The sequence below is a fragment of the Microbacterium sp. UFMG61 genome (assembly GCF_015354505.1).
Taxonomy (GTDB): Bacteria; Actinomycetota; Actinomycetes; order Actinomycetales; family Microbacteriaceae; genus Microbacterium.
The window spans coordinates 281,433-295,549 of record NZ_JACAFP010000001.1; the positions used below are offsets into that span (position 1 = coordinate 281,433).

A 14,117-nucleotide genomic window follows, 5' to 3' on the forward strand; every position below is an offset into this window, starting at 1 on the left:
GTTGTACTGTTCCGGTGATACAAAGAGTGGACATCCACCTCGACCCGCGCCTCGACCGGATCGGAAAAACCCGATCACGCCGCGTAATGATCCGCTGTGAGCGAAGCTCCCCCCAGAGGGGGATCCGAAAGTCGGTGGTTCGTGGCACTCTTGCTTGTGCGCGAACATCGGCCCGCCGCGCGCCGGCCGAGCGATCCGCCATTCCAACCTTCCTAGAAAGTGCGCCTGTGCTGGGAAAAATTCTCGTCCGCTATCTGTCCCGCTATAAGTGGCTGCTGCTGATCGTGCTGATCTTCCAGTTCGCCAGCGCTCTCGCGACCCTGTATCTGCCCCGCCTGAATGAAGACATCATCAACAAGGGCGTCGCGATGTCCGACACCGGGTACATCTGGCGTACCGGTCTCTTCATGCTCGCCGTGTCGCTCGGTCAGATCATCGCCTCGATCATCGCCACCTATTTCGCGGCCCGTGCCGCGATGGGGGCGGGGCGCGACATCCGCTCCGACGTCTTCGGCAAGGTGAGCGGATTCTCCGAGCGAGAGGTGTCGCAGTTCGGCGCCGGATCGCTCATCACCCGCAACACGAACGACGTGCAGCAGGTGCAGATGCTGGCGATGATGGGCGCGACCATGCTCGTGACCGCCCCGCTGCTCGCGATCGGCGGCATCATCTTCGCCATCCAGACGAACGTGGGCCTCAGCTGGCTCATCGCGGCGTCCGTGCCGCTGCTGCTCATCGTGGCCGGTCTCGTGGTGAGCCGCATGGTTCCGCTGTTCCGCAGCTACCAGGGCAAGCTCGACGCCGTGAACCGCGTCATGCGCGAGCAGCTCACGGGTGTGCGCGTCGTGCGTGCGTTCGTGCGCGAACGCGTCGAAGAAGAGAGGTTCCGCGAGGCGAACACCGACATCATGGACGTCGGTCGCAAGGTCGGCTCGCTCTTCGTGCTGCTCTTCCCGCTGTTCATGCTCATCCTGAACGTCACCGTGGTCGCCGTCATCTGGTTCGGCGGTATCGAGGTGAACGCGGGGACAGCGCAGGTGGGCACGATCTTCGCCTTCATGCAGTACATCGGCCAGATCATGGGCGGCGTCATCATGGCGAGCTTCATGGCCATCATGATCCCCCGCGCCGCCGTCTCGGCCGAGCGCATCGGCGAGGTGCTCGACACGCAGTCGAGCATGACCCGGCCCGACCACGGTGTGACCGAGTTCACAGCACCGGGAGCCGTGGCGTTCGACGACGTCGAGTTCACCTATCCGGGGGCGGACTCTCCGGTGCTCTCGGGCATCAGCTTCGGCGCTCAGCCGGGTGAGACCGTAGCCATCGTGGGATCGACCGGTGCGGGCAAGACGACCCTCGTCTCGCTCATCCCTCGACTCTTCGACGTGTCGGGCGGCGCCGTCTTCGTGGGCGGCACCGACGTGCGCGAGGCGGACGTCGAGTCCCTCTGGGCGTCGATCGGCCTTGTCCCGCAGCGTCCGTTCCTCTTCACCGGCACGGTCGCCTCGAACCTCCGATACGGGCGAGAGGATGCGACCGACGACGAGCTCTGGCACGCGCTCGAGATCGCCCAGGGGCGCGATTTCGTCGAGGAGATGCCCGACGGGCTCGAGTCGCGCATCGCGCAGGGCGGCACGAACGTCTCGGGTGGTCAGCGTCAGCGCCTCGCGATCGCGCGAGCGATCGTGCGCCAGCCGCAGATCCTCGTCTTCGACGACTCGTTCTCAGCGCTCGACCTCACCACGGACGCCCGTCTGCGACAGGCGCTGTGGCGCGAGCTGCCGCACGTCACCAAGATCGTGGTCGCACAGCGCATCTCGACCATCACGGATGCCGATCGCATCGTCGTCCTCGACGGGGGAACCATGGTCGGCGTCGGCACGCACGAAGAACTGCTGACGACGAGCGACACCTATCGAGAGATCGTCGAGTCGCAGCTGGGGGTGGACGCATGAGCGAGCAGAAGGCTCCGAAGAACCGTCGTCACCGGGGCGTCGCGCCCGCGGCGACCGTCGAGACCGAGATGACCGAAGAAGAGAAGTACGAGGCCGAGCTGGCCGAACAGGCGCGTCAGAACGGCGGCGGCTGGGACAGCGTGGCACCGGGCAAGGCCGACAACTTCGGCAAGAGCTTCTCGCGCATGATCGGGCTGCTGAAGCCGTCGGCGGCGTGGTTCATCTTCGTGTCGATCATGGGCGCCATCGGCGTCGTGCTGACCGTCGCGGCGCCGAAGGTGCTGGCTGAGGCCACCAACCTGATCTACACCGGCTTCCTCTCGAACCAGCTGGCGCAGTCGCAGGGCGACTTCCCCGGCTTCCCGGTCGGCACCGATCAGGACACCGTGGTCGAGCAGCTGCGCGCTTCCGGCCAGGACGACTTCGCCAACCAGGTGGCCGCACTGCACGACTTCCAGGTCGGCGCGGGCATCGACTTCGACGCGCTGCGGTGGATCATCGCCGCGGTGCTCGCGATCTACGTGGTCGCGGCGTTCCTCAGCTGGGTGCAGGGGTACGTCATCAACGTCATCATGGTGCGCACCATGTGGCGCCTGCGCGAGCGGGTCGAGGCGAAGATCAACCGCCTGCCTCTGTCGTACTTCGACAAGGTGCAGCGCGGTGACCTGATCTCCCGAGTCACGAACGACATCGACAACATCACCCAGACCATGCAGCAGTCGCTTTCGGGTGCGCTCACGGCGGTGCTGACCGTGGTCGGTGTGCTGGTGCTGATGTTCTCGATCTCGTGGCAGCTCGCACTCGTCGCCCTCGTGGCGCTGCCCCTCATGGCCGTGATCTTCGGCGTGATCGGGCCGCGCTCGCAGAAGGCGTTCGGCATCCAGTGGCGCAAGGTCGGGCGCCTCAACGCCCGCGTGGAGGAGGCTTTCTCGGGCCACGCGCTGGTCAAGGTCTTCGGCCGTGAGAAGGACGCCCTCGACAAGTTCAAGGCCGAGAACGAAGAGCTGTTCCAGGCGAGCTTCAAGGCGCAGTTCCTGTCGGGCATCATCATGCCGGCGATGACCTTCGTCGGCAGCCTCACCTATGTCGGGATCGCCGTGCTCGGTGGGCTCATGGTCGCGAGCGGCCAGCTGCGCATCGGTGATGTGCAGGCCTTCATCCAGTACTCCCAGCAGTTCACGCAGCCGCTGTCGGAGCTCGGCGGAATGGCGGCCGTGGTGCAGTCCGGCACGGCGTCGGCCGAGCGCGTCTTCGAGCTGCTCGACTCCGAGGAGCAGGAGGCCGACGACGCTGAGGCCCCCGAGCTCGTGCAGGGTCGGGGCGTCATCGAGTTCGAGAACGTGAAGTTCTCGTACACGCCCGAGCGTCCCCTCATCACCGACCTGTCGTTCCGGGTGGAGCCGGGGCAGACGGTCGCGATCGTCGGCCCGACGGGTGCGGGAAAGACCACGCTCGTGAACCTCATCATGCGGTTCTACGAACTCAGCGGCGGGCGCATCACGCTCGACGGGCAGGACATCTCGGAGATCACCCGTGATGACCTTCGGTCACGCACCGGCATGGTCCTGCAGGACCCCTGGCTCTTCGCCGGAAGCATCCGCGAGAACATCCGTTACGGTCGCTCCACCGCGACCGACGCCGAGGTGCTCGAGGCCGCCAAGGCGACCTACGTCGACCGATTCGTGCGGTCCTTGCCCGAGGGCTATGACACCGTTCTCGATGAGGACGCGTCGAATGTCTCGGCGGGCGAGCGTCAGCTGATCACGATCGCCCGTGCGTTCGTGGCGCAGCCGTCGATCCTGATCCTCGACGAGGCCACGTCTGCGGTCGACACCCGTACCGAGGTGCTACTGCAGCACGCGATGGCGGCGCTTCGCCAGGGGCGCACGTCGTTCGTGATCGCGCACCGTCTGTCGACCATCCGTGACGCCGACCTGATCCTCGTGATGGAGCACGGCGACATCGTCGAGAAGGGCACGCACGACGAACTGATCGCCGCGCAGGGTGCCTACTGGCGCCTGTACCAGTCGCAGTTCGAGCAGGCGGCGACCGACATCGATGCGGAAGACGCGCTCACCGGCTCGACGCCGGTGATGGTCAGCGGCGACGCGGATGAAGCCGCCACCGCCGCTCAGGTCGGCGCCACGGTCGGCACCTCCGCGCCTGCTGCTGCGGCGGCCGAAGCGCAGGCCGTGGTCGAGCGACCGCAGTCGGACGGATCGCAGGCCTGACCGCCGCCGCTCCGACGACAGAAGTGCACGGACCGACGCCCCTCCCCTCCCGGGACGGGGCGTCGTTCCGTGCGCAGGGTCGCCGCGGGAGGAGTCGCAGCGTTCGGGCTTCGCTCCGTCAGCGACGGGGTGTGTCGGACAGGCCGAAGAGCTCGAGCGGATGAGTCAGGCGCCACCAGGGGCTGGGTCCGTCGACGTCCTCGGCGAGCACCAGAGACGTCGCGCTCGTGTTCAGGGGGCCCACGCTCGTGAGGGTGCCGACCTGATCGCCTGATTCCCGGTCCTCACCGAGATCGAACGACGGGGTGACCTCGGCGGCGACGCCGTTCCAGAGCACGACGTCGGAATCCTCGTCCGCCACGATGTCGACGGTCGTTCCCCAGACGGTCGACACCGTGCCGATGACGGTTCCCTTCGTGAGTACCGGCTGCTGCGCATCGAGGGCGGTCTCGACCTGCGCGAACAGGGCCCGGGTCTCGGCGAGACGCTGCTCGTCGTCGACCTGACCGAGCACGCTCGCGAAGACGTGCACGGTCGTGCCGTCGACCGTGATGTCCTTGGCCGTCAGCAGGTTCCAGCTGTCGCCCAGAGTGCCCGTCTTCACTCCGACGACACCCGCATCCGCCAGCATCCCGTTCGTGTTCACCACGGTGCCGGCCCCGGGTAGATCGACCGACGGGGTCGCGACGATCTCGGCGAAGACCGGGTTCTGCATGGCGATCTCGGCCAGCGCGATGAGCGCCTGCGGCGTCGCGGTGTTCCGCTCATCGAAGCCCGAGGGGGTCGCGATCGTGATGTCGGTGAGCCCGCGATCGCTCAGCCAGGTCGTTGCGGCGTCCGCGAAGGCCGCGTTCGAGCCCCAGATCTCCTGCGCGAGCCGGTCGATGTAGTTGTTCGCCGAGCCGAGCAGCGTTCCCTGCAGCAGCTGATACTCGGTCAGCACGCCGCCCACCGGCACGTCGAGGGCCGACTGATCGAGCCGGCGATACTGCCAGTACTCGAGGTTGTCGGCACGGGTGAAGGAGAACTCCGGGCCCTGCTCGCCCACCGCGAGGGGCATGCGGTCGAGCACCATCAGGCTCGAGACGACCTTCGTGATGCTGGCGATCGCCGCCTGATCGACGGTCGACGATGTGGTGCCGAGCCCGCTGATGCCCACGGCGGCGCTGCCCTGCGCCGGCCACAGCACCTCGGCGGGCGGTGCGGCGGTGGCCGAGATCTCCGCCGCGGCGACCGTCGGCGCGACCTCGTGCAGCGGCCACAGCATCGTCGAGCCCGCGTAGGCGCCGACGAGTCCGACGATGAGCGCCAGGGGGACGAGCACTCCCGGGGTGGCGATGCGGGGCCGCAGGTGCGCATCGCGCAGAAGCGCTCCACCCTCGACGGTGCGCTCGGAGGGCTCGTCGTCGAGATCGGCGGTGGCCGACTGCCGGCCGATCTCGACCGGGTCGATCCAGGTGAGGGCGGTGGCTCCACGGCCCTCCTCCGCCCACTGCGCATCCGGCTCGGCGTCGGCGGGTGAGCCCGGGGCAGCGCCGAAGGTCGCATCGAGCTCGTCATCCTGACGGGCGGCATCGGCGGGCGCGTCGGGAGTGGCCTCGGCGGAGTCTGGAGCGGTCACCTCCTCACGGTACCGAATCAGCGGCGGGATTCCCGGCGCTGCAACAGGTGGGGACGAGAGTGTCGGTACTGGGTAAGATCGGGAGGACAACCACGGGAGTCCGGCGAGCCGGGCTGAGAGGGAGCGAATCGCGCTTCGACCGTCGAACCTGATCTGGGTCATGCCAGCGCAGGGAGGAGCATTCAATGAGCACATCCACGTCCGGATCCACCACCGGATCGGCATCGGCGGCCGCAGCATCCGCCGCTTCCTCACCGAAGGGTCTCGGTCGCCCCGGACTCTGGCGCTGGCGAGTGGTCGACATCGTCGTCGCGAGCGTCATCGCCGTCGCGTGCGCCGTGATCTTCCTGCTCTGGAACGTCGGCTACGAGGTTCCGAGCACCGTCCTCACCCCGCTCCTGCCGGGTGTGCAGGGCCTGTTGGCAGGCCCGTGGCTCATCGCCGGCGTGCTGGGCGGGCTCATCATCCGAAAGCCCGGTGCTGCTCTCTACACCGAGCTCGTCGCCGCGATCATCTCGGCGCTGGTCGGCAACGCCTGGGGCCCGCTGACGATCGTGTCGGGCCTCGTTCAGGGACTCGGCGCCGAGCTGATCTTCCTGATCTTCCTCTACGGCGTCTGGCGTCTGCCGGTCGCGATGCTGGCCGGTGCCGGCGCGGGTCTCGCCTGCGGCATCAACGACCGCATCCTCTGGTACGCGGGCGCCGACACCCTCTTCACCACCGTCTACATCGTCTCGACCACGGTCTCGGGCGCGGTGATCGCCGGCCTCGGCGCCTGGCTGATCGCGCGAGGTCTCGCGGCGACGGGAGCCCTGAGCCGGTTCGCCGCCGGCCGCGAGGTCACCGCACGGGTGTGACCTCGCCCACGACGCCCGCCACCCTCGAAGCTCGCGGCTGGGGGTGGCGGTATGCGACGCGGCTGCGCTGGGCGGTGCGCGAGGTCGACCTGCGCATCGAGCCGGGGGAGCGGGTGCTGCTGCTCGGCGCCTCGGGCTCGGGCAAGTCGACCCTGCTGCAGGGGTTCGGCGGCGTGCTCGGCGGGGCCGACGAGGGCGAGACCCATGGAGCGCTGCTCGTCGACGGGATCGCGCCCACCGATGCGCGGGGCCGGGTCGGCATGGTCCTGCAGGACCCCGACACCCAGACGATCCTCGCGCGCGTCGGCGACGACGTCGCGTTCGGATGCGAGAACCTCGGCGTGTCTCGTGACGAGATCTGGACGCGGGTGCGGCACGCCCTGGACGCGGTCGAGCTCGACGTCGCGCTCGACCGGTCGACCGCGGCGCTGTCGGGCGGCCAGAAGCAGCGCCTCGCGCTCGCCGGTGTGCTCGCGATGCGCCCCGGTGCGATCCTGCTCGACGAGCCCACGGCCAACCTCGATCCGCAGGGCGTGCAGGACGTGCGCGATGCCGTCGCCGCCGCGCTCGATGCGACGGGTGCCACGCTCGTCGTGATCGAGCACCGCATCGACGTCTGGCTGCCGCTCGTCACCCGTGTGATCGTGCTCGGCGCCGAGCCGGAGGGCACGATCGTGCTCGCCGACGGCACTCCCGACGAGGTGCTGGGCGCCCGTGGCGCCGAGCTCGCGGCATCCGGCGTCTGGGTTCCCGGTCACCCGCCGGCGGTGCCGCCTGCGCCCGCGCAGCGTCCGGGAGAGACCCTCATCGAGACCCGGGGGTTGACGGTCGCACGACGCCGCGGGCTGGCCGTCGCCGGCCCGTTCGACCTCGAGCTGCGGGCCGGTGAGGTGGTCGGCGTCACCGGACCCAACGGTGCCGGAAAATCCACCCTCGGGCTGACCCTCGCGGGACTCATCCCCGCCGAGGCGGGGCACGTCGCGGCGCTGCCCGCGCTCGCCGCGGGGGAGAAGAGCGATCCCTTCCGCTGGTCATCGCGCGCTCTGCTCACCCGCATCGCCACGGTGCTGCAGACGCCCGAACATCAGCTCCTCGCGAAGACCGTGCGCGACGAGCTGTCGGTCGGCCCCCGCGCTCTGCGGATGGCCGAGAGCGAGATCGCCGCGCGCGTCGACGAGCTCCTCGCGCGCCTGCGGCTCACGGCACTGGCCGACGCGAATCCCTACACGCTTTCCGGAGGCGAGAAGCGTCGGCTCACGGTCGCCGCTGCGCTCGCCGCCCGGCCGCGGATGCTGGTGCTCGACGAGCCCACGTTCGGGCAGGATGCCTCGACCTGGGCCGAGCTGGTCGGCTTCATCGCACGACTGCGCGACGAGGGAACGGCGATCGTCGCGATCAGCCACGACGAGGCCGTGCTCGACGCACTGCACGCTCGACGTGTCGAGGTGGCCCGATGATCGATCCGCTCACGGCCCGCGTCGATCGTGCAGGACCCATCGCGCCGCGGTCCGCCCTGGCCAAGCTCGCGGCTGCTCTGCTCATCGCCCTGCCTCTCGTTCTCTCGATCGACGTCGTCTCGGCATCCGTCGCACTCCTCCTCGAGATCCCGCTGCTGCTGCTCGCCGGGCTCCGGGCGAAGGAGTTCTGGACGCGCACCGCGGTGCTGTGGATCGCGGCGCCGCTCGGTGCCGTCACGATCGCGCTGTACGGCGCGACGAGCGGGACGATTCACTTCGAGTGGTTGGTCGTCCGCATCAGCGACGGGTCGCTCGCACTCGCTGCGGCGACGGCCGTGCGCGTGCTCGCGATCGGGCTGCCGGCCGTGGTCCTCTTCGTCACCGTGGACCCCACGGATCTCGCCGACGGGCTGGCGCAGCGTGTGAAGCTGCCGGCGCGGTTCGTCGTCGGCGCGCTCGCCGGGATGCGGATGCTGGGGCTGCTCACCGACGACTGGCGGGCGCTGGCACTGGCGCGACGGGCACGCGGGGTCGCCGACCAGGGACGCGTGCGCCGTGCGTTCGGAATGGCGTTCGCGCTGTTCGTGCTGGCGATCAGACGCGGATCGTCGCTCGCGACGGCCATGGAGGCGCGCGGCTTCGGCGGCACCGGACCGCGCTCGTGGGCGCGCGAATCGACCTGGGATCGACGGGACACCGGTCTCGTGATCGTCGCTGCGCTCATCCCCGCGGTCGCGATCGCGGCCGCAGTGCTGACGGGAGCGTGGAACTTCATCCTCGGTCCGACGGCCTGACCTCACCCCTGACCGACCCCCAGGCCATACTCAGCTTTCTCATAGCTGAGATGCCGATGTATTCGCTAGCATCGAGTGAACCCAAGGGGAGTACTCCACCACGGGCGGCTCGTCATTACGGATGTCCCTGCATCCCGGGTCCCCGGTCCTCGTTCTCGAGGATGGAGAAGACCTTGGCGTCGACATCGTCACGCCTACGTCTTCTGGAGACCCTCTTGAACATCACGCCTCTCGTGTGGATCATCACGATCGCCGTCACGATCGCCTTCTTCGTCTACGAGTTCTTCGCGCACGTTCGCAAACCCCACGAGCCCACCATCGGCGAGTCCGCCCGCTGGTCGGCGTTCTACATCGGCCTCGCGCTGCTGTTCGGCGTCGGCATCGGCACTGTCTCGGGCTGGACGTACGGGGGCGAGTACTTCGCCGGATACCTGACCGAGAAGGCGCTGTCGATCGACAACCTCTTCGTCTTCCTGATCGTGATGACCGGGTTCGCCGTGCCGCGGATCTATCAGCAGAAGGTGCTGATGATCGGCATCGTGATCGCGCTGATCATGCGCGGTGGATTCATCGCGCTCGGTGCCACGCTGATCGAGAACTTCTCCTGGATCTTCTATCTCTTCGGTGCCCTGCTGCTGTTCCTCGCGTACCGCCAGGCCTTCGCCCAGGGCGACCACAACCCTGCCAACGGCCGCTTCATGCGGTTCGTGCGCCGCATCCTCCCGGTGAGCGACGAGTACAACGGTGACCGTCTCACGGTGAAGCGTGACGGCAAGCGGTTCTTCACCCCGATGTTCCTCGTGATCATCGCGATCGGCTTCGTCGACCTGATCTTCGCGGTCGACTCGATCCCCGCGATCTACGGTCTGACCGAAGAGGCGTACATCGTCTTCACGGCCAACGCGTTCGCCCTCATGGGTCTGCGCCAGCTGTACTTCCTCATCGGCGGTCTGCTGCAGCGCCTCGTGTACCTCGCCCAGGGCCTCGCGGTCATCCTCGCCTTCATCGGCGTCAAGCTCGTGCTGCACGCGATGCACGTCAACGAGCTGCCGTTCATCAACGGCGGCGAGCCGATGCTGTGGGCTCCCGAGATCCCGATCTGGTTCTCGCTCGTGTTCATCGGCGCCACCATCGCCGTCGCCACCGTCGCGAGCCTCATGAAGACGCGCCGCGATGACAAGCGCGACGCGCTCGACGACTCGACCGCCTCGACCTCCGCACCCCTCACCACCGACACCCAGAAGGAACACTCGTGAACCAGTCGCGCCGATCCGACGCGTCCGCAGACCCTGACAGACCCGGCGCCCGAAAGACCTCGGGCGCCCCTGCACCCCGTGAGGTGACCCGCTGATGGGCGACCTCGCACTGAACATCGCCCTGGTGTTCGTCTTCGTCCTCGTCGGTGGCGTGTTCGCCGCCACGGAGATGGCCTTGGTCACGCTGCGCGAGAGCCAGCTCAACGCGATCGCCGCCCGCGGCAAGCGCGGCGAGAAGGTCGCAGGCCTCGCCCGCAACCCCAACACCTTCCTGTCGGCCGTGCAGATCGGCGTCACCGTCGCCGGGTTCGCCTCGGCGGCATACGGTGCGACATCGATCGCCCCGTCGGTCGCACCGCTGCTCGAGAACCTCGGCGTGGCACCCGCTCTGGCCATGACGCTCGCGACCGTGCTGTTGACGCTCGTGATCGCGTACCTGTCGCTCGTGCTCGGCGAGCTCGTGCCCAAACGCCTGGCGATCCAGCGCAACGCGCAGTTCGCCTACGCGGTCGCGCCGGTGCTCGACGGCTTCGCCACGGTCATGCGTCCCGTGATCTGGCTGCTCTCGATCTCGACCAACGCGCTCGTGCGCCTGCTCGGCGGCGACCCGCACAAGACGGCCGACGAGCTCAGCGACGAAGAGCTGCGTGACATCGTCGCGACGCATCAGAGCCTCCCCGACGACGAGCGCCGCATCCTCGACGACGTGCTGTCGCTGCGCGGCCGCCAGGTCAGCGAGGTCATGCGCCCCCGCCCCGAGGTCGTCGCGCTCGACGGTGCGGCGACGCTCGCGGAGGCGATCGTGCAGGTGCGGGAGCTGCCGTTCTCGCGCTATCCCGTGATCGACGCCTCACTCGACGACATCGTCGGCTTCGTGCACGTGCGCGATCTGTTCGAGGCGGCGGCCGAGGATGCGACGCGCTCGGTGCAGGGCCTCATGCGCCCCGTCGAGTACGTGCCCTCGACGGCGGGCGTGCTGCCGACCCTGACGCGCATGCGCGCCGCAGGGCATCAGATCGCCGTGGTCGTCGACGAGTACGGCGGCACCGACGGCATCGTCACCCTCGAGGACCTCGTGGAGGAGGTCGTCGGCGAGATCTTCGACGAGTACGACACCGAAGAGCGGATGCCGGATGCCGGCGGCGCACTCGACGGTCGTCTCAACCTGCAGGACTTCGCCGAGATCACCGGCATCGACCTGCCGCGCGGGGCCTCCGACACCGTCGCGGGCTTCGTGACCGAGATGCTCGGCCGCCTCGCCGTGGTCGGAGACTCGGTCGAGGTGCCCGGTGGCACGATCCGCGTGACGGCCGTCGATCGCCGTCGGATCGCCGAGATCCGGGTGACGCTCCACGAGGAGCCCGAGGCCGAGGCCTCGGTCAGCGCGTGATGACGCCCGGTCAGGTCTCGTTCCAGAGCCGGCGGTAGTAGTCGAGTCGCTCCCGGTCGGGGGTGACACCGTACGCCTCGATGAGCACGTCCGCCCACCCCGGGCCGAAGTTCCACTCGGTGCTCATCGAGGCCACGGCGATGTCGGCCCAGCGGTCGGCGGTGCCCAGTGCGGCGAGATCGACGTGCGCGACCGGGCGGCCCTCGTCGTCGAGCAGCGTGTTGGGCATGCAGGCGTCGCCATGGCAGACCACGAGCCGGTCGACCGCCGGCGGGGTGTGCAGCTCGTCGGGCACCGCGACTCCGCGTAGCCGGGCGTTCGCGATGCGCGAGGCAGGGTCCCAGGTCCACGGGCACTCCTCGACCGGCAGTGCCTCGTGCAGTGTGCGCAGAGCGGCGCCGACCGCGTGGACAGCGACCTCGGCGGAGTCGCGCCATCGCGCGTCGACCGCGCTGCGACCGGGGAGGGCAGCGGTGACGAGCCACTCGTGCTCGGCATCCGACCCCTGATGGAGCACCTCGGGCACCGGGATCCAGCGTCGCGCCCACCGCATCCGCTCGGCCTCGTCGCGCATGGTCGCCTCGAGGTCGTGCGGCCCCCACTTGATGAAGCGGCCGTCGTCGGTGCGGAAGGTGAGGCCGCCGATGCCGTTGAGCCAGACCGGTTCGAGAGCGGCTCCGGCGGCGAGCCGCCGCACGACCTCGGGCACCTCGGTGGAGGCGGGCGGGACGGAGGCGATCGGAAGGTTCACGTTCCCATCCTGGCAGGCTGAGCAACGTATGCCGGTATACACGTATACTCCCGGATTTGCCCCCTGACCTTCGATTAGTGTCGGATCCGGTCGCGCTCTGCGGCCGCATCATCAATCACACCAGAGGTCTCCGTGCGCGTTTCGTCCCGGTCGCAGTGGTGGCGACGCAACGGCAGCGATGCCGACGCGGCGTCGTCCGCCCCGGCAGCCGACGACGCCTCAGGACGACTCGCGGTCGACCTCCCGAAGGCCACGGCGGTCTCCCCGCCCACGGCCGACGAACAGGATCTCGACCAGTTCGTGAAGTGGATCCGGGCCGACGCCGGTGCTCCCACGACCACGCCCGAGTCCGCACATCCCGAGACCATCCTGACCACAGAGGAGTACCCGAACATGAGCTCACTGGACGACGCGCTGCAGCAGCTGCTCGCCATCGAGGGCGCCACCGGCGCAGCCATCGTCGACTACGCGAGCGGCATGGCTCTGGCGCAGGGCGGCAACCCGTCGTTCGACCTCGGCATCGCCGCGGCCGGCAACTCGAACGTCGTGCGGGCCAAGCTCGTCACGATGCGCGACCTCGGGGTCACCGATGAGATCGATGACATCCTCATCACGCTGACCTCGCAGTACCACCTGATCAACGTGCTCAACACGAAGAGCGCGAACGGGCTCTTCATCTACCTGGTGCTCACCAAGACCTCGGCGAACCTCGCTCTCGCGCGCCACAAGCTCAAGGCGATCGCCGCGCAGATCGAGGTCTGATCGGTTTTCTGGGGCGGCGCGTCACCTCGATGAGCGCCGAGTCGAAGGGGAGGGCCCGTGGGGGGCCCTCCCCTTCGGTGCGTTCCGGGGTGCCGACCGCGCAGAGCACCGAGGGCGCGAGGCGCTCGTGACGTAGGCTCGGGTGACGACCCCAGCCTCGGGTGGGCGCTCCCGTCGCTGGGACTCCGGATCAGGTAGGCTGACACTGAGTCGCACGTTCGAAGGAGAACCGCATGCAGATCCAGGGCTCGAGTGCTCTCATCACCGGCGGAGCGTCGGGATTGGGCCTGGCCACCGCGCGCACGCTCGCCGCAGCGGGTGCAGTCGTCACGATCCTCGACCTGCCGTCGTCGGCGGGTGCGGACATCGCCGCCGAGCTCGGTGGCGTCTTCGCGGGCGGAGACGTGACGAGTGCCGAGGATGCCGCGGACGCCGTGGCCGCTGCTCAGGCCCAGGCTCCGCTGCGCATCGTCGTGAACTGCGCCGGCATCGCCCCGCCCGCCAAGGTGCTCGACCGTGAGGGCAATCCGGCCGTGCTCGCCGACTTCGAGCGCATCGTGCGGATCAACCTCGTCGGCACCTTCAACGTGCTCTCACAGGCATCCGCCGTGATCGCGAAGAATGACCCGACCGCGAGCGGCGACCGCGGCGTCATCGTCAACACCGCGAGCGTCGCCGCATTCGACGGGCAGATCGGTCAGCCGGCATACTCGGCGTCGAAGGGCGGCGTGCATGCCATGACGCTGCCGGTCGCGCGCGAGCTCGCCCGCTACGGCATCCGCGTCTGCACGATCGCTCCCGGCATCATGGAGACCCCGATGCTGATGGGCCTTCCGCAGGCGGCCCAGGACTCGCTCGGCCAGCAGGTGCCGTTCCCGTCGCGCCTCGGCCGTCCCGATGAGTATGCGTCGCTCGTGCAGCAGATCGTCGAGAACGGTTACCTCAACGGTGAGACGATCCGCCTCGACGGCGCGATCCGCATGGCGCCGAAGTAGACCTCCCCGGCGTTCGAATCGCGCACTTGGTGAGATTCGAGCCCGTAA

The 14,117-nt window shown here is 68.8% G+C and carries 11 protein-coding genes and 1 riboswitch; of the genes, 9 read left to right on the plus strand and 2 right to left on the minus strand.

The features are described from left to right. Positions 1 to 227 precede the first annotated feature (227 nt). Both IXW21_RS01425 and IXW21_RS01430 read left to right on the plus strand, forming a co-directional pair. Complete coding sequence (locus tag IXW21_RS01425; protein ID WP_194762463.1) at positions 228 to 1,955, plus strand: ABC transporter ATP-binding protein; 1,728 nt, start codon at positions 228 to 230, stop codon at positions 1,953 to 1,955. After that, positions 1,952 to 4,186, plus strand: a complete 2,235-nt coding sequence (locus tag IXW21_RS01430; RefSeq protein ID WP_194762464.1) for an ABC transporter ATP-binding protein — start codon at positions 1,952 to 1,954, stop codon at positions 4,184 to 4,186. The genes IXW21_RS01425 and IXW21_RS01430 overlap by 4 nt, the downstream gene beginning before the upstream one ends. A 118-nt stretch (positions 4,187 to 4,304) precedes the next feature. Here the strand turns inward: IXW21_RS01430 and IXW21_RS01435 are convergent, their stop codons facing one another. Further along, positions 4,305 to 5,807 (minus strand): D-alanyl-D-alanine carboxypeptidase family protein, encoded by a 1,503-nt coding sequence (locus IXW21_RS01435; protein ID WP_194762465.1) that lies wholly within the window; start codon positions 5,805 to 5,807, stop codon positions 4,305 to 4,307. An 82-nt stretch (positions 5,808 to 5,889) separates the two neighbouring features. Next, positions 5,890 to 5,999: riboswitch (TPP riboswitch) on the plus strand. Here IXW21_RS01435 and IXW21_RS18145 point away from each other — a divergent pair. From IXW21_RS18145 to IXW21_RS01455, 5 genes are all read left to right on the plus strand, one after another. Continuing rightward, positions 5,993 to 6,664, plus strand: coding sequence for an ECF transporter S component (locus tag IXW21_RS18145; RefSeq protein ID WP_228528032.1), 672 nt, complete (start codon positions 5,993 to 5,995; stop codon positions 6,662 to 6,664). It overlaps the preceding riboswitch by 7 nt. A gap of 74 nt (positions 6,665 to 6,738) precedes the next feature. Further along, a complete protein-coding gene (locus tag IXW21_RS18150) occupies positions 6,739 to 8,121 on the plus strand; it encodes an ABC transporter ATP-binding protein (RefSeq protein ID WP_323742135.1) in 1,383 nt (460 codons plus the stop codon). Next, entirely contained in the window at positions 8,118 to 8,915 is a 798-nt protein-coding gene (locus tag IXW21_RS01445) for an energy-coupling factor transporter transmembrane component T family protein (protein ID WP_194762467.1), read from the plus strand. Before IXW21_RS18150 ends, IXW21_RS01445 begins: the two co-directional genes overlap by 4 nt. A gap of 215 nt (positions 8,916 to 9,130) precedes the next feature. Next, the gene (locus IXW21_RS01450) at positions 9,131 to 10,171 is read left to right on the plus strand and encodes a TerC family protein (RefSeq protein ID WP_194762468.1); all 1,041 of its coding nucleotides are present in this window, start codon (positions 9,131 to 9,133) and stop codon (positions 10,169 to 10,171) included. Positions 10,172 to 10,265: 94 nt separating this feature from the next. Beyond that, the gene (locus tag IXW21_RS01455) at positions 10,266 to 11,561 is read left to right on the plus strand and encodes a hemolysin family protein (protein ID WP_194762469.1); all 1,296 of its coding nucleotides are present in this window, start codon (positions 10,266 to 10,268) and stop codon (positions 11,559 to 11,561) included. Between the two features lie 10 nt (positions 11,562 to 11,571). Here the strand turns inward: IXW21_RS01455 and IXW21_RS01460 are convergent, their stop codons facing one another. Next, positions 11,572 to 12,312 (minus strand): aminoglycoside 3'-phosphotransferase, encoded by a 741-nt coding sequence (locus IXW21_RS01460; RefSeq protein ID WP_323742133.1) that lies wholly within the window; start codon positions 12,310 to 12,312, stop codon positions 11,572 to 11,574. A 132-nt stretch (positions 12,313 to 12,444) separates the two neighbouring features. On the opposite strand from IXW21_RS01460, the gene IXW21_RS18155 reads away from it, so the two are divergent. Then, a complete protein-coding gene (locus IXW21_RS18155; protein ID WP_228528033.1) occupies positions 12,445 to 13,074 on the plus strand; it encodes a hypothetical protein in 630 nt (209 codons plus the stop codon). Between the two features lie 233 nt (positions 13,075 to 13,307). Then, complete coding sequence (locus IXW21_RS01470; protein WP_194762470.1) at positions 13,308 to 14,069, plus strand: SDR family NAD(P)-dependent oxidoreductase; 762 nt, start codon at positions 13,308 to 13,310, stop codon at positions 14,067 to 14,069. Positions 14,070 to 14,117: the final 48 nt, after the last annotated feature.